The organism is Clostridium sp. K13 (assembly GCF_019734195.1).
Classification (GTDB): domain Bacteria; phylum Bacillota; class Clostridia; order Clostridiales; family Clostridiaceae; genus Clostridium.
Window position 1 is genome coordinate 24,629 of sequence record NZ_JAASHM010000022.1, and the last position, 23,990, is coordinate 48,618.

At 26.7% G+C, this 23,990-nt stretch carries 22 protein-coding genes; 18 read left to right on the forward strand and 4 right to left on the reverse strand.

All coding sequences use genetic code 11. The annotated features are described in order from the left end of the window. Positions 1-7 precede the first annotated feature (7 nt). Positions 8-982, reverse strand: coding sequence for an LCP family protein (locus tag HCG76_RS12530; RefSeq protein WP_221700643.1), 975 nt, complete (start codon positions 980-982; stop codon positions 8-10). A 294-nt stretch (positions 983-1,276) separates the two neighbouring features. Here HCG76_RS12530 and galE point away from each other — a divergent pair, with 294 nt between their 5' ends. Next, positions 1,277-2,287: a UDP-glucose 4-epimerase GalE gene (gene galE, locus HCG76_RS12535; protein WP_221700642.1), complete on the forward strand. Its 1,011-nt coding sequence runs from the start codon at positions 1,277-1,279 to the stop codon at positions 2,285-2,287. An 86-nt stretch (positions 2,288-2,373) separates the two neighbouring features. On the opposite strand, the gene HCG76_RS12540 is transcribed toward galE, so the two are convergent. The 3 genes from HCG76_RS12540 to HCG76_RS12550 form a co-directional block, all read right to left on the reverse strand. Next, the gene (locus HCG76_RS12540) at positions 2,374-3,714 is read right to left on the reverse strand and encodes an LTA synthase family protein (protein ID WP_221700667.1); all 1,341 of its coding nucleotides are present in this window, start codon (positions 3,712-3,714) and stop codon (positions 2,374-2,376) included. Positions 3,715-3,720: 6 nt separating this feature from the next. Continuing rightward, on the reverse strand, positions 3,721-4,413 hold the full coding sequence (locus tag HCG76_RS12545; protein WP_221700641.1) for a hypothetical protein: 693 nt from the start codon (positions 4,411-4,413) through the stop codon (positions 3,721-3,723). 246 nt (positions 4,414-4,659) lie between these two features. Further along, positions 4,660-6,693: an LTA synthase family protein gene (locus HCG76_RS12550; RefSeq protein WP_221700640.1), complete on the reverse strand. Its 2,034-nt coding sequence runs from the start codon at positions 6,691-6,693 to the stop codon at positions 4,660-4,662. Between the two features lie 253 nt (positions 6,694-6,946). Between HCG76_RS12550 and HCG76_RS12555 the strand changes: the two genes are divergently transcribed. The 17 genes from HCG76_RS12555 (at position 6,947) to rfbD (ending at position 23,956) form a co-directional block, all read left to right on the forward strand. Continuing rightward, positions 6,947-7,825: a glycosyltransferase family 2 protein gene (locus HCG76_RS12555; RefSeq protein ID WP_221700639.1), complete on the forward strand. Its 879-nt coding sequence runs from the start codon at positions 6,947-6,949 to the stop codon at positions 7,823-7,825. Positions 7,826-7,848: 23 nt separating this feature from the next. Then, positions 7,849-8,763 carry a glycosyltransferase family 2 protein gene (locus HCG76_RS12560; RefSeq protein WP_221700638.1) on the forward strand — a complete coding sequence of 305 codons (915 nt, stop codon included), beginning with the start codon at positions 7,849-7,851 and terminating at the stop codon, positions 8,761-8,763. A 12-nt stretch (positions 8,764-8,775) separates the two neighbouring features. Continuing rightward, positions 8,776-9,942 (forward strand): glycosyltransferase, encoded by a 1,167-nt coding sequence (locus tag HCG76_RS12565; RefSeq protein ID WP_294174529.1) that lies wholly within the window; start codon positions 8,776-8,778, stop codon positions 9,940-9,942. Position 9,943: 1 nt separating this feature from the next. Beyond that, entirely contained in the window at positions 9,944-11,383 is a 1,440-nt protein-coding gene (locus HCG76_RS12570) for a flippase (protein WP_221700637.1), read from the forward strand. A 178-nt stretch (positions 11,384-11,561) separates the two neighbouring features. After that, complete coding sequence (locus tag HCG76_RS12575; protein ID WP_260458125.1) at positions 11,562-11,954, forward strand: GtrA family protein; 393 nt, start codon at positions 11,562-11,564, stop codon at positions 11,952-11,954. 33 nt (positions 11,955-11,987) lie between these two features. Continuing rightward, a complete protein-coding gene (locus HCG76_RS12580) occupies positions 11,988-12,458 on the forward strand; it encodes a hypothetical protein (RefSeq protein ID WP_204572129.1) in 471 nt (156 codons plus the stop codon). A gap of 11 nt (positions 12,459-12,469) precedes the next feature. Beyond that, a complete protein-coding gene (locus HCG76_RS12585; protein ID WP_221700636.1) occupies positions 12,470-13,849 on the forward strand; it encodes a DUF6056 family protein in 1,380 nt (459 codons plus the stop codon). 22 nt (positions 13,850-13,871) lie between these two features. After that, on the forward strand, positions 13,872-14,813 hold the full coding sequence (locus HCG76_RS12590) for a glycosyltransferase family 2 protein (RefSeq protein WP_221700635.1): 942 nt from the start codon (positions 13,872-13,874) through the stop codon (positions 14,811-14,813). Between the two features lie 29 nt (positions 14,814-14,842). Continuing rightward, entirely contained in the window at positions 14,843-16,390 is a 1,548-nt protein-coding gene (locus HCG76_RS12595; RefSeq protein ID WP_221700634.1) for a glucosyltransferase domain-containing protein, read from the forward strand. 54 nt (positions 16,391-16,444) lie between these two features. After that, positions 16,445-17,440 (forward strand): glycosyltransferase family 2 protein, encoded by a 996-nt coding sequence (locus tag HCG76_RS12600; protein WP_221700633.1) that lies wholly within the window; start codon positions 16,445-16,447, stop codon positions 17,438-17,440. Between the two features lie 15 nt (positions 17,441-17,455). After that, complete coding sequence (locus HCG76_RS12605) at positions 17,456-18,337, forward strand: glycosyltransferase family 2 protein (protein ID WP_204572120.1); 882 nt, start codon at positions 17,456-17,458, stop codon at positions 18,335-18,337. Between the two features lie 30 nt (positions 18,338-18,367). Then, positions 18,368-19,696, forward strand: a complete 1,329-nt coding sequence (locus tag HCG76_RS12610; protein WP_221700632.1) for an O-antigen ligase family protein — start codon at positions 18,368-18,370, stop codon at positions 19,694-19,696. Between the two features lie 401 nt (positions 19,697-20,097). Continuing rightward, positions 20,098-20,712, forward strand: a complete 615-nt coding sequence (locus HCG76_RS12615) for a sugar transferase (protein ID WP_260458127.1) — start codon at positions 20,098-20,100, stop codon at positions 20,710-20,712. 25 nt (positions 20,713-20,737) lie between these two features. Beyond that, positions 20,738-21,583: a glycosyltransferase gene (locus tag HCG76_RS12620; protein ID WP_221700631.1), complete on the forward strand. Its 846-nt coding sequence runs from the start codon at positions 20,738-20,740 to the stop codon at positions 21,581-21,583. 18 nt (positions 21,584-21,601) lie between these two features. Next, positions 21,602-22,468, forward strand: a complete 867-nt coding sequence (gene rfbA / locus HCG76_RS12625; RefSeq protein WP_221700630.1) for a glucose-1-phosphate thymidylyltransferase RfbA — start codon at positions 21,602-21,604, stop codon at positions 22,466-22,468. 4 nt (positions 22,469-22,472) lie between these two features. Beyond that, entirely contained in the window at positions 22,473-23,051 is a 579-nt protein-coding gene (gene rfbC, locus HCG76_RS12630) for a dTDP-4-dehydrorhamnose 3,5-epimerase (RefSeq protein WP_204572112.1), read from the forward strand. An 11-nt stretch (positions 23,052-23,062) separates the two neighbouring features. Further along, a complete protein-coding gene (gene rfbD / locus HCG76_RS12635; RefSeq protein ID WP_221700629.1) occupies positions 23,063-23,956 on the forward strand; it encodes a dTDP-4-dehydrorhamnose reductase in 894 nt (297 codons plus the stop codon). Positions 23,957-23,990: the final 34 nt, after the last annotated feature.

The window sequence follows — 23,990 nt, forward strand, 5'->3', positions numbered from 1 at the left end:
TTTTTATTTAATCTAAAGAATATAAGAAGTTATGAATATCTTTAGTAGTTTCATCTATATCAGTTGTTAAGTGAAGCATATCAGTGGCAATCATTTCAGATTTACCATCAAGTGGGAATCTTGATTGTTCAATTGATGGAACTCCCATACTTAAAACTTTAGTTGCTATTGACATTATTTCTGAATTGGTAAGATTAGTTGAAACTAATGGTAAAATATCATTCATCATTACTGCTAAATCAGTAATTGAAGCTGTTTTGAATTTTTCAAACAATGAAGCTAAAACATCTCTTTGTCTTTCAGTTCTTTTAAAATCTCTACCTTCTGTATATCTTATTCTACAATAAGCTGCAGCTTGAGTACCATTTAAAGTTTGAAGTCCAGGACTAGTTAGCTTTTCAGTGCTTGTACCATTTTCACTATCAATACCATTTATGTAGCCATTAATATAATTTAATTCATCATTTGTTATATTTAATTCAACACCACCAAGTTTATCTATTATAGTTGGTAGAGTATGTAAGCTTACATGAATAAACTTATCAACTGTTAAATTAAAGTTGTAATTAATAGTCTTTAATATAAGTTCAGGTCCACCATATGCCATAGTGTAATTAAGATTTTGTTTATCTCCACTTCCATCAGGTAAATCTAAGTAAAGATCTCGCATAAATGAGAATAATTTAAGTCTATTATTTTTTGTATCAATTCCTAATATCATAGTAGCATCAGCTGCACCGTATAGATTTCCGTATTGTTCATTTTCTGTAAAATCGGTACCAAATAATGCAATAGAAATAACATCTTCATCTTCTTTCACTGGTTCTTTACCAGTTGCAGTAACAACACTTCTATCAATTTCAACTCTTTCAATTTTAGAGCTAAAATGATTAATTGCAAAAGCTAATGAAGCAATCAATAGTAAAAATACTAAAAAAATGCTTATTATAACCTTTTTTGTTGTAGATAGTTTTTTCGACATAATATACCCCCTAATTGTGTTAAACATAATAGTCGTCATTTACAGAGTAATTATACTATAAAAATATATATTAATACAGAAAATAATATATTATCCATAAAATTACATAGAACTTTTAAAGGTAAATAGAAATTATTATAAAGGAATTGAAAAAGTTAAATATTTGGAGTAAATTAGGTACAATAATGTAGATAAAACTTTGTTAATTAATTTAAAAAAGTGGTTTTAAATTGTTTTCAATTGTTATATAATATTAATGAGGAAAATAAAACTTTAGTTGGGAGGAAATTGTATATGGCAGTTTTAGTATCAGGTGGAATGGGATATATCGGAAGCCATACAACAGTAGAACTTTTAAATGCAGGTTATGATGTTGTAATTGCTGATGATTTAAGTAATAGTAAGGAGCTTGTTAGAGATAGAGTTAGAGAAATAACAGGCAAAGATGTTAAGTTTTATAATGTTGATTTAACAGATGTAGAAAAGACAGAAGAAATATTTAGAGATAATAAAATAGATTCAGTTATTCACTTTGCAGCTTTTAAAGCAGTTGGTGAATCAGTAGAAAAGCCATTAGAATATTACTACAATAACTTAACAAGTGCATTAGTAGTATTAAAGGCTATGAAGAAATATGGATGCAGAAACTTTGTATTTAGTTCATCTGCAACAGTTTATGGAGATGCAAAGGTTGTTCCAATAACAGAAGATTCTCCATTATCAACTACTAATCCATATGGAAGCACTAAGCTTATGATTGAAGATATGTTAAGAGATATTGCTAAGGCAGAACCACAATTTAACATAGCAATACTTAGATACTTTAATCCAGTAGGAGCTCATAAGAGTGGAACAATAGGGGAAGATCCAAATGGAATTCCAAATAATTTAATGCCATACATTACTAAGGTTGCTATCGGTGAATTAAAGCAATTAAGAGTGTTTGGTAATGACTATCCAACTCATGATGGTACAGGAGTAAGAGATTACATCCATGTTGTAGATTTAGCTTCAGGACATGTAAAAGCATTAGAAAAGCTTGCTACTAATCCAGGATTAGTAACTTACAACTTAGGTACAGGTAATGGATATTCAGTATTAGATGTTGTTAAGGCATTTAGTGAAGCATCTGGAAGAGAAATTCCTTATGAAATAGTTGAAAGAAGAGCTGGAGATATAGCAACATGCTATGCAGATCCTAAGAAAGCTAATGAAGAATTAGGATGGAAAGCTGAAAGAGGAATTAAGGAAATGTGTGAAGACTCTTGGAGATGGCAAAGCAATAATCCAAAGGGATATAACTAAAATTAGTTTTAAATAAAAAGTAGAGGGCTTTAGATTAATTACTATGTATACATAATAAAATCAAAGTCCTCTATTTTTTATTATCTTTATTTAAATGTTATTTCATTTGAATAAGAAAATACAGTTGAGCCAGTTGCAGAAGGTTGACGAACTTGAATAGTATTGCCAGCTTTGCATGAGTCTTTAGGAATAGCTAAAGTATTGCTATCTATAAGGGTTTTCTCAGCATATTTATCAGCCACATAAACATTACTATAATTATTGAAGTTTTGGCCTTTAATAATTATACTATTTTCATCATAAGCTTCAATACTATCAATACTTATATCTTTAAAACCAATCTTATAGTCATCAGATGGAGTAAGCTCTTCATAATCAGAAGTATAGTTTTTTCCATAAATTAAGTCATACTCTAATTGATTAAGATATTTATGCTTTGTTTCATCATCAAGATTACTATTGTGAAGCATACTTAATGTTGTATTTGTTAATGAAAGCTTATCTAGTATTAAAGAAGTAAGGTCATAAGCTTCGATGTTTTTATCTGTTTTAGGTAGGTTCATATTATCCCATATTACATAAGGTGTAGATTTAAGGGTTTTAATAGAAACCTCGTGATTTTCTATTCCTACTGCAGGGAAATGATCTCCATAAAAAGCAATTACAGTAGGTTCATTTAAGTTATTTACTGCTTCAATTAAATTACCAACAAACTGATCCATTTCATAAATTTGATTTATAAAATACTCTAGACTATTTTTATTACTCTTAGTGTACTTGTTAGTAATATAGATTTCTTTATCATCCACTTCATCATTAGGATAATTACCATGTCCTTGAACTGAAATTCCAAATACTAAATCTGGATTATCTGTAGATGTAATTATATTGCAGATTTCGTCTATTAAAACGCTATCTTTTGCCCAACCTACAGGAGTTCTTTCAGGAACATCCATACACTCAATTGGAGTAAAGCTATCAAAGCCTAAATTTTTATATACTACGTTTCTTGAATAGAATTTACCTTCATGATTATGAAGTGAATTTGCACTATAGCCTAAATCCTTTAAGGTATAAGCTAGTGATGGTATAGCCTTTTTAGAAGCTATAGTATTAAAAGGAAATTCACCAGCTCCAAAAAAGTCTGTAGACATTCCTGTAATAACTTCAAATTCTGTATTTGCAGTACCACCGCCAAGTGCTGGAACTGCTAATAATCCGGAAGTAAACTCTTCTGATAATGCTTCAAAGTTGCTAACTGGATTTTTATTTAAAGTAATATCAGTTATCCAATTAGGATTTATAAATGACTCTAATTGAACTATTACTATATTAGGTTTAATTTCTGAATTGTTATTGTCTACTTCAGAATTTTCTAAAGATATAGTATCTATATTTTTAGCTATTGAATTTGCGTTTACAGCAATAGAATTTTAAGAATCTAACATAGCTAATTCATTTTTTATATCCGATATAGTATTTTTTGAGTAGCCTGTAGGTTTGTGTATTCCAGTATTAATAGCACTATTAAAGAAGGAATAAGAAAACCCATAAGTATTATACCCACCTGTTATATCCCAAAAGTTTTTTGTAATTATATTTGATTTTAACCCATAATTTAATAAAAATGAGAACGTTAACAAATATAGGAATAAACATAAAATATTTGTAAGATATCTAAATTTAACTTTTTTACTTTTAATAAATATAAAAATTAATAGTCCAAATATTATTATAAATAATGAAGCAATTAATATCATAGCACCTTTTGAAAGATATTGATCACTAAGTTCAATAGCATTTTTCATCATTCCTAAATCAGCGAAGGTTAAAGGTGTTTCTCTAAATTTAATTAAAAAGTTATTTGCAATACCTAAGACAATCCAAACTAATGAGACTAAACTAAATGCAAATAATCTTCTTTTAAATAAGAAGCATGGACTTAAAGTTACTGAAACAATTAGTGTATTGTATAGAAAGATTTTAAAAAAGTGTCTAAAGAAACTATATGCAGCTTCAATACTACCACGAGAAAACCATTCTATTACAAATACTAAAAGCAAAGAGTATACTGCAAAAAGTAATACATTTAAAACACTTTGTTTATTAATAAATTTTTTAATCATTTTTCCACCCATTATAAATATATTGTAATTATATTATAAGGTTAAAAAACAAGAGATACAATGTAAAATATTATGAGGAAATGTTAATAATATATAAATAAAAGGGGGGAGAGGGGAGAGGAAATAATAGATAAATTCAGCAGATATGTATTCTTTAAATGTTATATTTTATTATAAAGTAAGTTAGAATTTTGTTATAAAATAAAAATTATTAATAAAAAAATTGCGCTTTATTGCGCAATTTTTTTATGGTGTTATTGAAAGTGTTTGAGTGGCTGATAAAACTTGGGCTCCACCAGACATTTGCCCTATGAAAGCAGTAGAACCTTCAGTTTTTACAGAACTAGCATCACAACTTATTTTATTAGGAGATATAAACTCTGTAGTAACAAAGTTTCCATCAACTAAGAAGATTGAGTTATAAGTAAAATTCTCACCTTCAGCAATAAGCTTTCCGTTTTCAATATATATGTTAGATAAGACTATATCTTTTGCTCCAAACTTAAGATTTGTAGCAATTGGTTTATCTAGATAATTATATATATATTTTTTACCTGAAAGTATATCATACTCTATAGATTTTAATGCATTTAAATAGGAATCTTCATCTTTGTAAGGAGAATCATTATCAAAAAGATAACTTTGATGTAATTTAGTTACTATACCATTATTAATTCCTAAATCATATAAGATTTTTGATGTTAATTGATATGCTTCTAAATTCAAATCATTTTTCTCTAAAGAAAGGTTGTCCCAAATTACATATTCAGTTTCGTATAAATTTTTATTTGCTAAATCTTCGTTTGAAAGATTTAAGTTAGGTAAATGATCACCATAAAAAACAATTACACTTGGCTCATTTAATGAATTTACTGAATTAATTAGTTCAGCTATAAACATATCTATTTCATATAGCTGATTAGCATAATATTCAAGTGAGTTTTTTAATGATTTATTATCGCAGCTAATAATGTTTACATACTTATCGCCTTTTATTTTATCATTAGGATAGCTTCCATGACCTTGAACTGATATTGTATAGATGAAATCTTGACTTTCAGTTGAATTTAATAAATCTAAAATTGGTTCGATTAAAAATTTATCTTTTGCCCATCCTAAATTAGTTCTTTCATTAATAAGCATATATTCTGCTGATGTAAAAGTATCAAAACCTAAGTTTGAAAACACTGTATTACGATTATAAAAATTACCTTCATGATTATGAATTGCATGAGTAGAGTAATTTAATTCTTTTAAAGCATAATTTATAGATTCTGAAGTATCGTTATTTATAGTTGTATTATAAGGATATTCTCCAGGCGCAAAAAAGTCTAAATTAAGTCCTGTTAAAACCTCAAATTCAGTATTAGCAGTTCCACCACCTATAGTTGAAACTGAAAAAGTACCGGTACTATAATTTTCTTGTAATTTTCTAAAATTAGGTATTGGATCTATAGCGAATTCAACACCTTCAATTAAAAGTGGGTCAAAGAAAGATTCTAATTGAAGCATAATAATATTAGGAAGTTTTTCGTCTGTAGAATATGAAGTAACTAAAGATATATCATTAGCACTAGCTGTTTCATAATATTCTAATGAGTAAACTATTGATTCAATAGAATTTTCAGTGTAAACATCAGGTGAACTAACACCATTATTAACAAGTGTTTTACTAAAGCAATATATAAACCCATTTTCTTTATAGACAGCATCTAAGTCCCAAAAATTATCTGAAATTATAGAGCTTTTCATAGCTAAGCCATTAATACCTTTGAAAGATATAAAAATTAAAGCAATTATTCCTAATGATAAAAAATAATTAATTTTAAACTTTGTTTTTGGAGCAAAGATAAAAATAAAAATTAACATTAGTAATATAAAGAATAAAACTGTAAGTATAGCTACAATTTCTTTTTTTGACATATAATTGTTTATTAGTGTAAGTCCGCTTTTAATTAATTTTAAATCACTTCCAGTAAGAGGTGTTCCTCGTAAGTGTATTAATACGTTATTACCTATTGCAGCAATTATCCATATAAAAGATATCAAACAATAAGAGAACGTTTTCTTTTTAAAAAGAAGAGTTATAGATAGTGTTAAAAATATAATTAAAGCATTGAATAAAAAAGTATTTCCTTTGCTTGAAATAAAGTTTAAACTTTGAGAAATAGATCCTCTACTAATACTGTCAACTACAAATGTTAATAATAATGATACAACTGATAATATTAAAAGTGGATAACCTAAATATTCTAAAAGCTTTTTTTGTGTATTATTCATTTTTGTCCCCCTAAATAGAATATGTATATTAATTATACAAGAGGAAGGCACAAAAAAAAATAATAAAATATGAATTAAATGTGAGGAATTTATAAAAAAATTCAAATAGATTTCATTATATGCTATAATTACTAGGATTAGACAAAATATTACTATGCTAAAGGGGAGTTTATGAAGAATTGGTATGATAATTGCAAGTTTTTGATAAGTCCGTTTAGATGGAGAATAATTATGTTAGTAAGGAGAAGGTGTTATGTGTAAAGTTGTAGCTATTATAATTTCATATAATCCAGATAATAATTTACTAGATAGTGTAAATTTATTAGAAAATCAAGTTGAAAAAATAATAATTGTAGACAATGGATCTAAAAAGGAAAAAGTAAAAGAGATAAATTTAATTAGGGATATAAATAAAGAAAAGATTGAAGTTATATTTAATGAAGAGAATCTAGGAATTGCCACTGCCTTAAATATAGGAGTTAAGGAAGGATTAAGACAAGGATATAATTGGATATTAACTATGGACCAAGATAGTAAATGTAGCAAGGACATGGTTGAAAAGATGTTTGAGGTATATAACGGAATAGAAGAGAAAGAGAGAAGAGACATATTAAGTATTTTCCCTAACTTTGTAGATGAAAGAATTCAATCTATTGAAGAAAATTCAGATATGGATGCTTATGAATATGTTGATGCTGATATAACATCAGGAAACTTGCTAAAAGCAGAAGTTTTTGATAAAGTAGGATTCTTTGATGATAGTTTATTTATAGATTTAGTGGATACTGATTTTTGTATGAGATTAAATGAAAAAAATATAAAAATGATAAAGGTAAGGGATGCAATTCTTTATCATAGCTTAGGAGAAAGCCAATCAGTAAAAAGTATTTTTGGAAAGTTTAATACGTCAAATCATTCAGCTTTAAGAAGATATTATATGACAAGAAATAGATTTTATACTTGGGAAAAGTATAAGGACTTAAATAGTTTTACTTTAAATAGAGATAAAAGCTTATTTAAAAAGGAATTTATAAAAATAGTTTTAGGTGAAAAGGATAAAATTAATAAAATAAAAATGGTTTTCAAGGGATACAAGGATTATAAAAAAGGTATTAGAGGCAAACTAAAATAGAGTAATTAGAAGGAGAAGTAAATATGCTTGGTATAGTAATTGCTAATTGGAATGGTGAAAAGCTAATTGATAAATGTCTTGAAAGCTTAGAGAATCAAAGCTTTAAGGATTTTAAGGTATATATAATTGACAATGATTCTAAGGATAATTCTAAAGAAGTCATTAGAAATTATGATAATAAACTTAAAATAGATTTAACTGAAATGAATTATAATAGTGGCTTTGCACCAGCTAATAATATTGGAATAAAAAAAGCAATTAAGGATGGCTGTAATTACATCTTAACATTAAATAATGATGTTGATGTTCCAAAGGATTCTTTAGAAAATGCCATGAAAGCTATAGAAAACAATAAAAATTTTGATGTATTTCAATTATTTATGATAAATTATTTTGATAAAGATGTTTGCGATGCAGCAGGCTTAAATTTTAAGGAAGATTTAATTCCATTACAAGTAGGATTTAAGGAAAGTGTATCAGATATATTAAGTAAGAATGATATAAAAATAGAGGGGGTTTGTGCAGGAGCAGCCATATATTCTACTAAAGCATTAGAAGCAGTAAAGTTAGATGATGAAAATTATTTTGATAGTAATTTCTTTGCATACTTTGAAGATGTTGATTTATCATTAAGACTTAAGGATGCAGGCTTTAAAGCTAAGTTGTTAAAGGATAGTATTGTATATCATATGCATTCAGCAACTGGTGGGAAGACAACTGGTTTTAAGGAATATTATTTAACAAGAAACTTATTTATGTACACTAAGAGAAATCAGACTATAGAACAATATAATAAACATAAGAAGGAATATTATATAAGATTTTTAAAAACTGTTGTTAAAAATATTAGTAATTTTAATGCTGTAAAATCTGCAGTTAAGGGATTAAATGACGGTTTAAAAGAAAGTAAAAAAATTGAATATTGGAAGATCCAATAAGGAGGCATTATTGTGAAGAGAATAGTAAAAGCAATGAGAAAAGTTATTTATTTAAGGGATCAAAGTAATTTTAAAAGATATATAAATAGCTTATTAGAGGAAGTAGATTTTACTCCAATTGTAAATTTAGTACCAAATGAGATAAAAAGTATAACATTTGTTATACCAGGAATGCCAGCCTTTAGTGGAGGTCATACATCTATATTAAGATTAGGAACAGAATTAAGTAAAAGAGGCTATGATGTAGGCTATGTATCTTTTGCACCTCAAAATATAGAAGATATGAAGAAAAATGCAGAAATAAATTTATCTAATTATAAAGGAAAGATTCTTGGAGATGATATTACGAAAGTTAAAAGCGATATAGTAATAGCAACATCTTGGGAATCTGTTTATTATTCTAGAAAAATGAGTGGATATAAGATGTACTTCATTCAAGATTATGAACCATATTTCAATTTATATGGTGAAAGTTACATAATGGCTCAAAAAAGTTATGAAGTTGGATATCATATGGTTAGCTTAGGAAAGTGGAATAAACATATGATAGAAAAAGAATGTAGAATAAATTCTGAATTAGATTATATTACTTTCCCTTATGAAGGAAAGGAATACTTTGCACAAGAGAGAAATTTTGATTCTTATAATAATAAAAAAGAATTTAACTTTGCTGTTTATATTAAGGATGTTGGTAAGAGAGCTCCATATTTAATTCAATATTTACTTACAAAATTAAAGAACGATTTTAGTAAAGAGGGAATTACATTAAATATTAAATATTATGGTGAAGACAAAAACTTCAAATGTGAAGGTGGAGAAAATATAGGGAAATTAAATAAAAGTGAATTATTAAATTTATATAATACTTCAGATTTTGGACTAGTTGCATCATTAACTAATATTTCACTAGTACCATATGAAATGTTAGCAACAGGATTACCTGTAATAGAATTTAAAGAAGGAACTTTTGAATACTTCTTCCCAGATAATACAGCAATAGTAACTACATTTGATTATAATGATTTTTATAAGCAAGTTAAGGAAGCTATAAATAATCCTAATAAGTTAAAAGAAATGAATAAAAACTCAATGAAATATTTAAGTGAGTTAAGCTGGGAAAAAACTACTGATGAATTTGTTGGAATTTTAGATAGAATAAGTTCAAGAAAAGGAGAATAGTATGGCTAGAAGTGTTAAAACAAATTATTTATATAATTTGATATATCAAATTACTGCTATTTTACTACCATTAATAACTATGCCATATGTATCTAGAGTTTTAGGACCACATGGTGTTGGAACTAATAGTTTAACTAATGCAAATACTCAGTATTTTATGTTAATTGGAACATTAGGAATAACTATGTATGCAACCAAGAAAATTGCAACAGTTAGAGAGAATAGAAGAAAGCTAAGACAAACTTTTTGGGAAATTTTTGCTATACAGTTTATTGGATGTATGATTTCTTATGTTGTTTTTGTTATAATTTTAGGAATAAATAGTTCATTAGGCGTATATTACATGCTACAAGGTTTCTTTATTTTATCAAGTGCTATTGATATATCTTGGTATTTTATTGGAATAGAAGATTTTAAAAATGCATCAATAAGAAGCTTTTTTGTTAAGGTAATATCAGTAGTTTTAATATTTATATTTGTAAAAGATAGTGGTGATTTATGGCAATATATACTTATAAATAGTTTAACTATGTTTGTTGGTCAATGCGTAATGTGGATATACGTGGATAAGAGTACCTTCTCATTTAAGACTTTAGGAAAGCTAAAGTTAAAGAGACATATGTTACCTATTTTAGCTCTTTTTATACCACAAGTGGCAACACAAATTTATACTGTTTTAGATAAAACAATGTTAGGGGTATTTTCAGCTACTGTAGAAGTTGGATATTATGATCAATCTCAAAAGATAGTTAGAATATTACTTACAATAATTACTTCTCTAGGTATGGTAATGATGCCTAGAATAGCTAGTTTAACTAGTAAAAATCAACATGATTTAGTAAAAGATACGTTAAAAAAATCTTTTACAGTAATAAGCTTTTTAGCAGTGCCAATTGCTTTTGGAATTATGGGGGTAAGTGACAGATTTATTCCTATGTTCTTTGGATATGAATATCTTAGTGTAATTCCTCTATTAAAAATATCTTCAGTTTTAATAATAATAATAGGATTAGGGAATGTTTTTGGAACACAGTATATGATAGCGGTAGGTAAAAATAAGCAATATACTATTTCAGTTTGTGTTGGAGCTGCTGTTAACTTTGTTCTTAATTTAATATTAATACCAAAATATTCGGCTTTGGGAGCAGTAATTGCAACAGTATCAGCAGAACTTTCAATTGCATTAATTCAATTATGGTATTCTAGAGAGATATTAGATATATCTTGGATTAAGGAAACATATAAGTATTGGATTTCTGGAATAGCTATGTTAGTTGTAGTTTCTCTTTTAGGTGAAGGAGTTCATAGAAATGTATTAATATTAGCAAGACAAATAATAATTGGTGTAGTAGTATACTTCGGAATATTAATAATATTAAGAGATAAGATGCTTAAGAATTCTTTTAATTTAGTAAAAGGTAAGCTGAAAAAATCTAATTAGTAATATTATTGGCTTTTTATTTAAGATTTACTCTAAAAAAAGTGGATTTACCACTTTTTTTAGAGTAAATTATGTTTTAATACAAAAATTTGATAGTTTATGTAATCTACATGTATAATAATTACTTAGTAGAGATAAAGTTTAAATAATCTAAAATGGAAAAAGGAGTAGTGATTAAATGGACTTTACAGATAGTGGAATAGGTAAGTTTATAAAATTTGGATTGGTAGGAGTTTTAAATACTTTAATAAATTGGATAATATTCGCTGTGCTAAATTTCGTAGGAGTATATTATATAATTGCTAACGTTATTGCCTATGTTATAGCAACTATAAATAGTTACATTTGGAATTCGAGATGGGTATTCAAATATAAAGGAGAAGATAAAAAAGAAACTACAACTAAATTTATATTATTGAATTTAGCAGGACTAGCCTTAAATACTATGATTCTATATTTATTAGTAGATTTAATTGGACTTAATAAATTAATAGCATTGGTTATTACTACAGTTATTGTTATGGTTATTAACTATATAGTAAATAAAATTTGGGTGTTTAAAGAAAAATAATATAAAAATGGGTAAATAAGGAGAATGTTGTTAATGGAAAAGAAAATAGTAGTATCATCTCTAGTAGTTATTTTAATTGCTAGTTTTAGTAGTTATTTTCTCTTAGAAAAAGATTTTTCTAAGGTTAAAAAGATTGAAAATACAGTGAATAGCTATAATACAGATTTAGAGTATGACATAGAAGATATTACTTATCTAGATAAAGATGTTCTTATTAAAGGATGGTTAGCAGAGATTAATAGTACTAATCAATATATTAATAGAGCTATCCTACTAAAAGATGAAGGCGGAAATATTATTGCTATAAAAACAGAAGCAGAAAATAGACCTGATTTAAATGAAAAAAATACAGATACCACTAATTATAATAGATGTGGACTTATAGGAAGAGTAAGGAATAGTGAATTAATATCTAATAAAAAGTATGAAATTGGTTTTAAGGTTATTAGTCAAGATGAGAAAGAACAAGTGATTTTTACAGGAGAGTTTATTGAGATTAGTTAGGATGATGAAAAATGAAAAAAATATTTAAAAAAGTTTTTAAAATAGAAAATATTCCATATTTAATATTAGCTTTAATGATGTTTTGGATTTTTACAAAAGTAACAATAACTTCTGGAGATGATGAATGGTTTTCTGCAATTTTAGATAAGAGTTTTAATGGAAGTTTACTAGCTTATTTAAAAGAAAGATATACTGGGTGGACTGGTAGAATTGTTATAGAATCAATAATGGTTCCTATGTTTGCTTATAACATTTGGATATGGCGTATTTTAAATACTATAATGACTATTATTTTAGCTCTAGGAATATATAAGTTAATTCCAGATAAATATATTAAGCAATTATCAAGTAGTAAAAAATTATTAATTAAAAGTATAATTTGTATTTCAATATTTTCTTTACCTGATGATGTGTTTTCATCAGCTATATCCTGGATTACTGGTTCTTATAATTATTTATGGACAATGGCTTGTGGAATTTTATCAATATTACCATTTAAATATGCTTTATTTAATGAAAAATTTGATAAAAGGTGGTATGTGCTATTAGTATTTACAGTTATTTTAGGTTGTAATATGGAACAAGTATCTTTAGTGGTACTATGTTTTGCCTTAATAACTAATATGTATGTTTTTATTAGAGATAAAAAGATAAATGTAGGTTTAGTTATATTTAATATATTTATATTGATAAATACAGCTATATTATTTTTAGCGCCAGGTAATTATGAAAGAGCAAATAAAGAAATTGTAAGTTGGTTTGGACAATGGGATATGATATCTTTGCCTGTTAAATTAATGATGGGAACTAATTTGTTTTTACAGCATATTTTTGATAAAAACATAATTTTAATAGCTTTATTAGTTATTTTACTTAATATAGCTATTTGGAAAAAGTATAAGAGTATGGCTATTAGATTATTAGCATTTATACCTATGGGAGCTGTAATTATAAAATTTATTGAAATACAATTAAATAGTCATAATATCAATACAGATTTCTTTATGTTTAAGTTACTTAATATTCAAAATTTAAATATATTAAATTATAATGAAATTAAAATATTTTTACCGACCTCTATTTTACTATGTGTAATATTAATAATTCCAGTAATATTTATACTTGTATTTGATAAAGTTGAAATGAAGTATTTTTCAATAATATTATACTTAGCAGCAATATGTTCAGCATTATCTATAAGTATATCACCAACCATATATGCATCTGGTGAAAGAGTGTTTTTTGTTACAGATATATTATTAATTATATCAAGTGTATTATTATTAAATGAAGTTTTAAGAAAATGGAAAATGAATATTTATGTAATATTAACTTTTGTTTTTATTTCTTATAATAGTTTTATTTTATATTTAAAGAATATTTTAGAATAAGTTTAAAGGAGCATATAAGAGTATGAAGGAATTAATATCTATTATAATACCTATGTATAATGAAGAAGAGTCTTTGCCTTATCTTTATGAGAGATTAGTAAAATTAGCGGAGAAAATTGATAAATATAATATGGAATTTTTATTTGTCAATGATGGTAGTAAAGATAGCTCTTTAAATATAGTTAAGGCATATAAGAAAAATGATGATAGAGTTTGTTATTTAAATTTATCAAGGAATTTTGGAAAAGAAATTGCTATGGCTGCAGCTCTTGATTATGTAAGAGGTGATGTAGTTGCAATTATAGATGCAGATTTACAAGATCCACCTGAATTAATAATTGATATGTTAAAGTATTATGAAGAGGGCTACGATGATGTTTATGCAAAACGTAGAAGTAGAAAAGGTGAAACGATAATAAAAAAATTCACATCTCACACTTTTTATAGAGTATTAAGAAGTGTTTCTAATGTTCCAATTCAAGAAGATACAGGTGATTTTAGACTTTTAAGTAGAAGAGCAGTAGAGGCATTAAAGGCATTTCCAGAGAAACAAAGATATACCAAAGGAATGTTTAGTTTAATTGGATTTAAGAAGAAGGCAATAGAGTTTGATAGAGACCCAAGAATTGCTGGTAAAACAAAATGGAATTATTTCAAATTATTTGATTTAGCTATAGAAGGAATTACATCTTTTACAGTGGCGCCATTAAGAATTGCTACTATACTAGGAATAGTAAGTGCAATTGGTTCATTAATATATATGGTCTTTATATTCTTTAAAACTATAATTAGAGGAATTGATGTTCCAGGGTATGCAAGCTTAGTTTGTATAATGTTATTACTAGGAGGTATTCAGTTAGTTTCTCTAGGAATAATAGGAGAATATCTAGGAAGGATATTTATAGAAGTGAAAAATAGACCGTTATATTTTATTGATGAATATAGTGAAGAGAATGAAGTTTAATTTTAATTATGTAAGGTAGTGTGATTTTTATGAGCAAATATCAAATGAAAAGTAATGCTTTAGAACTGAAAAATGATATTAAAGACTTTCTTCAGTTTAGTAAGGCAAATACAAAAAGTATAATTTTAATAGTAATATTTACTATAATGACATATGGAATAAAAATATTTAATTATAGTATTTCTATAGATACTGAAAAATTAATAAATGAATATAATTGGCAACTTGATACTTGGGCATCATTTGGAAGATTTGGACTAGTATTTACTAAAAAGTTGTTTGGTCTTAATCCTTTTAATGTATATATATCATGTTTTCTGATGGTTATTGCTATGATTATATTTGGAATAACTTGGAGCTATGTAATAAGCTATTTTTCCTTTGAGAAAAATAAAAAATCAATAATTACAGCTGTATTTCCAATAATATTTATTACAGCACCGTTATTTACAGAGCAATTTAACTTTATCTTACAAAGTTTTGAGGTAGCCTTTGCTATAATATTATGCTCAATTGCAGTGTTTTTTATTTCAAAGTGGACTATTAATAGTAAAAATACTATATATCTTATTATTTCATTAATAAGTATGATTTGGGGATTTGGAACTTATCAGGCAATTGTTTTCTTATATATATCAGGAGTTCTAGGATGTTATATTTTAATTTATATTGCAAATAAAAAAGGTAATATAAAATTAGAGAAAAATTATTTTTTAATATCTGTTTTTAAATATTTAGGTACTTTTATTTTAGGATATGTAGGTTACGTTATAGTAGATAAAATTGTAAGAAGCTTTTATGGTGCGTCAGCGTATGTGGATGGCATGATTAAATGGGGGACAGAGCCTGCTATTGAAAGTATAAAAAATATTTTAAGATATATAAGATATGGATTATTTGGAGATGGATTATTTTATAGTAAGGTATTTTTAGTTTGTATAGTATTTTTAGCTATTTATGCTATAGCTAATATGTTTACAAAAAATAAAGATAAATTTTTATTCTTAGCTGCTGTAGGGGTATTTATTGCATCACCATTTTTACTTGCTGTGTACATAGGAAATGGATTAATTCCTAGAATGCAGTTTAATTATCAATTTGTAATTGCATTTATTTTATATATTTTAGTATGGATATTTAAAGATAAAAGAGTTAAATCTATAATTATAGTTATTATTTTATGTATTGCCATGAATCAAAGTTATACAGTAGTAAAATTATTTACAAGTGAACAATTAAAATATGAAGATGATGTTAAACTTGCTAATCAAATTTCAGATAGAATTGAAAGCTTAGGATTAGGAGAATATCCAGAGTATCCAGTAGTTTTAGTTGGTAGTCATACAAGTAATATACCTAATAAAGTAGTTGGAGAATTTATAGGAAGATCTTGGTTTGAGTTTGGTGGAAATAGTTTAAGAGCTATAGGGTTCATGAATACATTAGGATATAATTATATAGAACCAAATCAAGAACAAACTAGCGAAGGTTATGAACTTGCAAAAGATATGGATTCGTGGCCAAGCACAAATAGTGTACAATTTAAGAATGGACTTATAATAGTTAAGTTTAATTAGAAAAATTAAAGTAATTATAAAATAAATAATTAATTGTAGAAAGTGTAGAGTTATATGAAAGAATTAGTTTCTGTAGCAATAGTTAATTGGAATGGAGAAAAATACTTATATAAATGTATAAAATCATTATTAAATCAAAAATATAAAAATATAGAAGTAATAATTATAGATAATGATTCTACTGATAATTCAGTAAAGATAATTGAAGATAACTTTAAAAATGATGTTATCTTATGTAGGAATAAAAATACAGGATATGCTGGTGGGGCTAATAAGGGGATCGAGTTAGCTAAAGGTGACTATGTAATAATAGCAAATCCAGATATAGTATTTGGAGATAATTATATAGAAAACTGTATTAAGAAGTTTAAAGAAGATCCTACTATAGGGGCAGTAACTGGTAAGTTACTAAAATATGATTTTGATACAGATGAAAAATTAAATGTAATTGATTCTGTAGGAATAGCTTTCAATCATTATAGACAAGGAATTGATATAGGTCAAAATGAAGTTGATGAAGGTAAATACGAAGAAGATAAAAGAGTCTTTGGAGTTTGCGGAGCTGCTGCAGTTTTCAAGAGAGATGTATTAGAAAAAATAAAGATTAGTGGAGAATACTTTGATAATGACTTCTTTGCATATAAGGAAGACATAGATATATGTTGGAGATTAAATCTTTATGGATTTAAATGTTATTATGTTCATGATGCTATTGCATATCATGGAAGAGGTATGAATAGCAGTAAGGGTGTAATAAATACAATAAAGAACAGAAGAAGTCAATCAGAATTCTTAAAGGGAATTTCCTTTAGAAACCACTATTTAATGATTATGAAAAATGAAACAAGTTACGCATTTAAAAAGGATAAAAGCAAGATATATATAGGAGCAATGAAGTATCTTGTATTCTTTATGGCATTTGATTGGAAATGCTTAAAATATGTTAAAGAAGTAAAGAGTAAAAAGGCTCTAATGGAAACAAAGAGAAAACAAATTTTAAAGAATATAAATATATCAGATGAAGAGATATATAAATTATTTGATTTGTAACATGGAGGGATAACATTGAATAGTGTTGCAGCGGTTATTATAACATATAATGTAGAAAATGATTTTAAGGAGCGTATTAATAAGCTTAAGGGTAAAGTTGATGAAATTATAGTAGTTGATAATGGTTCTAAAGCTGAAACAATTAATATGCTAAAGGAATTAGAAAAGGAAGTAACTGTTATATACTTAGAAGATAATAAGGGAATTGCAAGTGCTTTAAATAAAGGAATAAAATATTCAATTGAAAAGGGATATAATTGGATATTAACTTTAGACCATGATAGCATAATAACAGATAATATGATTAAAAATATGTTAACTTGCTATGAGGGACTTAATAATGAATTAAAAGAAAAAGTGGCAATGCTTGTGCCAGTTCATGTTGAGGAAAAAGAGTATCAAAATGGTTCTAATATTAATGAAGAAAAAGATTCAAATTCTTATATAGAAGTGTTAACAGAAATTACTTCGGGAGCATTAACAAAAGCTGAAATATATAAAAATGTTGGAATGTATGATGAAAAATTATTTATTGATTTAGTCGATCATGATTATTGTTTATCTTTAAATAAAAAGGGATTTAAAATAATACAAGTTAATAATGCTACATTAATACATAATCTTGGTGAAAGTGTTAAGAAGAGCGTTTTAGGATTAAAAATGATTCCTACCAATCATAGTCCTTTAAGAAGATATTATATGAGTAGAAATAGACATTATATTTGGGATAAATATAAAGAAGATTTTCCGTCATGGGTATTAACTGATAAGAGAAGATTCATTACTGAAAATTTGAAAATTGTTCTATTTGAAGATAATAAAATTGAGAAATTTAAATATATTAAAAAAGGTATAAAGGATTATAGAAATAATATTTTTGGTAAGTTTAATAATTAATTAATAATATAGTAGAGTGGGAGAAAAAAGATGGAAAATAAGAAGGACACTATAAGAAATATTTTTAATATAGTTACAGCTTTAATTTTTATTGAATTCGTATTAGGGGGTCTTGGCCATATATTAGGACTTCCAATTAGAAAAGGATTATTTGCTGTAGGAATAGTTTTTTCAGTATATATGATTTTTAGAGAAAGAATAAGAGTTGAAAAGAAATTTTTAATTCCAATTATTGTAGTATGTATTTATATAGCATATGGTAGTGTAATTGGCTTAATAAATGGAAATAGTCTTGGGGATATATTTTCAGATGTAAACTCATTTTTAGGGATATTATACATATTACTTTTAATTGCTTATATAAAAGGTAGAAGTGAAAACATTAATAAGCTATTAAATATCTTTGTAAATTGTGCAACTATAGTTTCAATAATTACTATTATATTATTTGTTGTAAGTAGAATTTATTTACCTAATAACTTAGAAATAATAGTGGCATACAATAATTTAAATACTAAATTACAATATGGATTAATAAGTGGATTAGTATTATCGAATAACTATGCTAGAGTATATTTATATAATGGTATTTTCATGCAACTTGCAGTAGCGATTATGTTTATTAAATTATTTAATAAAGAGAAAAATATATTCGGAATAGTTAAATTAGCAATACTTTTAATTGGAATATATGTTTCAAATACAAGAGGTTTCTGGCTAGGAACTGTAGGAGTTGTAGTATTATCATTTGCATATTATTTATGGAGAGTTAAAAAGTATAGATTAACTATAAAGAATGTTTTAATTTCTATAATTCCTTTAATTTTAGTTGCTGTAATAATTCCTAAAACTATTGTTGCTGTTTCACCTGAGCAAAACTTACCAGATTCAGCAGGAAGTATAAAAGATAGAATAGAATCTATTGGGGATTTTGAAAATGATGAATCTAATAAGGTTAGAGCTATTCAACTTAGATTTTTAGTTGATAAGATAAAAGAAAAGCCAGTTTTAGGTTGGGGATTTGGATCTCATATTTATGAATATCCTCAATACATGAAGGAAAATGGGCTTCAAGGTGTTAATAGTAGTAGCTTTGAGCTATATTATGTTGAATTAGTATTTAAAACTGGAATAATTGGAGTATTAATATTCTTTGGATATTTAATTTATAACTTTGTTAAACTAATGTTAATTCTATTTAAGAAAGGATTAAGAGAAAGAGATGAGCAAATGCTAGTAGGATGGACTATAGGAACTATGTCGATTTTAGCATCATCAATTACTAATCCTTATATTGCAGGTTTATCAGTATTCTTTGTATTAGTTATGGAAGTTTATTTAATACAATTATATGATTAAAAGAATTAAAATTTAATATATAAATTATTAAGATTTACTTAAGGTGCACTGTATAGTGCACCTTTTATATTGACATTGATATTATTAAATAGTAAGATTTACTTTATGTATGACTATAATTAGAAATTAATCTAAATTTAAGGTATAATAAAATCGAAAAACTTGAAAATTGTAGAAAAATATAAACCTATATGGAATAATATAGAGAGTGATTTTGAGAAATTAAATATATTTTAAGGGGGTTTAGATAAAATATACTTATATTAAATTTAAATATTAATTTTAATTATAGTAATTATAATCGATTTTGATAATAATAAATATAGGGAGTATTAACGGAGATTCATATGGAGTGTGATAATATGACTGATTTTAGAGTTAATGATATAGGGGATGAGAAAATGGGATTAAGATTCTATTTATTTTTCAAAAGAGCAATGGATATAGTTGGTTCTCTAATTGGATTAATACTATTGAGTCCGATTTTTCTTATTGTTGCAATAGCTGTAAAGTTAGATTCGAAAGGCCCAATAATATTTGGCCATACTAGAAAAGGAATGGGTGGCAAAGACATAAAAGTCTATAAGTTTAGAACTATGTATCAAAATTCTCAGGAGATATTTGATAACTTTACGGAAGAGCAAAAAGAAGAGTTTTATAAGAATTTTAAATTGGAAAATGACCCTAGAGTTACTAAAGTTGGGGATTTTTTAAGAAGAACTAGTTTAGACGAATTGCCGCAATTAATAAACATATTAAATGGTACAATGAGCATAGTTGGACCTAGACCAATAGTTGAAAAAGAAGTTGCACTTTATGCAGAATATGCGCCAAAGTTATTTTCAGTTGTTCCAGGACTTACAGGATATTGGCAAGCTCATGGAAGAAGTGATACTACATATGAGGAAAGAATAAAAATGGATATGTATTATATAGATAATAGAAGCTTATGGCTAGATTTAAAAATAATTTTTAAAACATTTGGCTCTGTAATTAGAGGTGAAGGTGCAATTTAACACATTGAAATTGGAGGAAGAGTAGATGAAAATATCCATAATATGTCCTCTTTATAATGCTGAAGGTTATATAGAAGATTTATATTTGAATATACAAAAGCAAAAGGATGTTTGCATTGCTGGAATAAAGTTTATTTTAACTGAATCAAGTGATAATACAGAAGAGAAATTAAAAAAATTAAAATGTAATTATAAAAAGATTTCAAAAAAAGAATTTTCACATAGTTTAGTTAGAGAAAAAGCGGCATTTGAGGCTGAAGGTGATATACTAGTATTTATAACTCAAGATATAAAAATAGCAGATGAATATTGGTTATATTATTTAACTAAAGATATAATTGATGGTAAGTGTGAAGCTGCCTTTAGTAGACAAATAGGTTATGAGAATCATAAGGTTGAAAGATATACAAGAGAAATAAATTATCCAAGTGAAACTAGAATAGTAAGTAAGGATGATATTGATAAGTTGGGACTTATGACTTTCTTCTTTTCAGATGCATCAAGTGCCATTTCTAAGAAGATATTTGTAGAGTTAAATGGATATGACAATAAAAATTTACCTACAAATGAAGATATGTATTTTGCATACAAACTTATTATGAATGGATATAGAATTGAATATGCAGCAGACTCTAAGATAATTCATTCTCATGATTTATCCTTTAAAGAAACATTAAAAAGATATGGTGACATAGGAAAATTCTTTGAAGAAAATCCATATTTAAAAGAGTATAGTGCAGGAGAACGTGGGTTCACTGTTCTTAAATATATAGCAAAAAGAAGTATAGAAGATAAAAAGCCATTAATTATTGCAGATGCAATAATTAATTTTGGTGCACGTTTTATAGGGATGAAATTTTATAAAAAATAAAAAGTGAGGTATTTTGTTATGAAAGGTATTATTTTAGCAGGTGGATCAGGAACTAGACTATATCCAGTAACAAAGGCAATGTCAAAACAAATGGTTCCAATATATGATAAGCCAATGATTTATTATCCAATGTCAGTATTAATGTTAGCAGGTATAAGAGATATTCTTATAATCTCAACACCAAGAGATATAGTTAACTTTAAAGAGTTATTTAAAGATGGATCTGAATATGGTTTAAACATTGAATATGCAATTCAAGAACAACCAAATGGATTAGCAGAAGCATTTATTATTGGTGAAGAGTTCATTGGTGATGATAATGTAGCTATGATATTAGGAGATAATATATTCTATGGTCAAAGCTTTAGTGCTCATTTAAAAGAAGCAGCACAATTAGAAAAAGGAGCAATGGTATTTGGATATTATGTTCAAGATCCAAGAGCCTTTGGAGTAGTTGGATTTGATGAAAGTGGAAAGGTAACTTCTTTAGAAGAAAAGCCAGAAAAACCAAAATCAAAGTATGCTGTACCAGGACTTTATTTCTATGATAATTCAGTAGTTGAAAAAGCAAAATCTTTAAAACCATCACCAAGAGGTGAATTAGAAATAACTGATTTAAATAAGGTTTATATGGAAGAAGGAACTTTAAAAGTTGATTTATTAGGTAGAGGTATGGCTTGGCTTGATACAGGAACTCATGTATCAATGTTAAAGGCGTCTAACTTTGTTGAGGCGGTACAAACTACTCAAGGAACATTTATTGCTTGTTTAGAAGAAATTGCTTATAGACAAGGCTGGATTTCAAAAGAGCAAGTTAGAGAATTAGCTGGACCTTTAATGAAGACTGAATATGGAAAATATTTAATAGATATAATTGAGGAGTAGAGAGATGGTTGAAGTAGGAAATTTTAAATTTATAGAAACTAAAATACCTGACTTATACATAGTTGAGCCAAAGGTATTTGGAGATGCTAGAGGATATTTTATGGAAAGTTATAATAAAGAGCATTTTGATAAAGCTGGATTAACTATGACTTTCGTACAAGATAATGAATCAAGATCTAAAAAAGGTGTTTTAAGAGGATTACACTTCCAAACTCAACATACACAAGGTAAACTTGTAAGATGTACAGAAGGAGAAGTGTGGGATGTTGCTGTTGACTTAAGAAAGGGTTCACCTACATATGGACAATGGGAAGGTGTATACTTAAGTTCAGAAAATAAGAGACAATTCTATGTACCAGAAGGTTTTGCACATGGATTTGTAGTTTTATCTGAAACTGCAACATTTAACTATAAATGTACAGATTTCTATTCACCAGAACATGATGGCGGACTTTTATGGAATGATGAAGACGTTGCTGTAGAATGGCCATTAGATGGAATTGAAGAAGTTTTATTATCTGAAAAGGATAAGAAGCAAAAGAAATTTAAAGAATTAGATTTACCTTTTGTGTACGAAGGCTAGGAGGTAATTAAATGAAAATTTTAATAACTGGTTCAAATGGGCAACTAGGAAATGAACTTCAAAAAATAATAACTACAGGAAAAGCAGAAATAGGAGCAGTTTCAGAAGAAATTAAAAACAGTGAAGTTTTTGCTGTAGATGTAGATAAATTAGATATAACTAACTTACAACAAGTTAAAACTGTTTTAAAGGAAGTAAATCCAGATGTAGTTATAAACTGTGCAGCAGCAACAAATGTTGATGGATGTGAAGCAAATAAGGATTTAGCTTTTAAAATTAATGCTTTAGGTGCTAGAAATTTAGCTATGGTTTGTGAAGAAATAGGAGCTAAAATAGTTCAAGTTTCAACTGATTATGTATTTAGAGGTGTTGGTGATACACCATTAAATGAAGCAGATATAGTTGCACCAGTAAGTTCTTATGGAAAAACTAAGCTTTTAGGTGAAGAATTTGTAAGAGAATTCTCATCAAAGTATTATATAGTTAGAACAGCTTGGCTTTATGGATATGTAGGACATAACTTTGTTTATACAATGATGAAGCTAGGAAAAGATAGAGATACTTTAAGTGTAGTAAATGACCAACTTGGAAATCCTACACATGCTAATGACTTAGCATATCACATATTAAAACTTATTGAAACAGAAGAGTATGGAGTATACCACTGTACTGGAAAAGGTGAATGCAGTTGGTATGACTTTGCATCAGAAATAATGAAGCTTTCAGGAAGAGATTGTAAGGTAAATCCATGTACTTCAGCAGAATATAAAGCAATGTATCCTAATTCAGCTGACAGACCAGCATATTCATCACTTGATAATATGATGCTTAGATGTACTGTTGGTGATGAAATGAGAGATTGGAAGGATGCTTTAAAGACTTTCATGGATAATGTTGAAAAATAATTAGTAATTATCGATAAACTTAAAATTTGGAGAT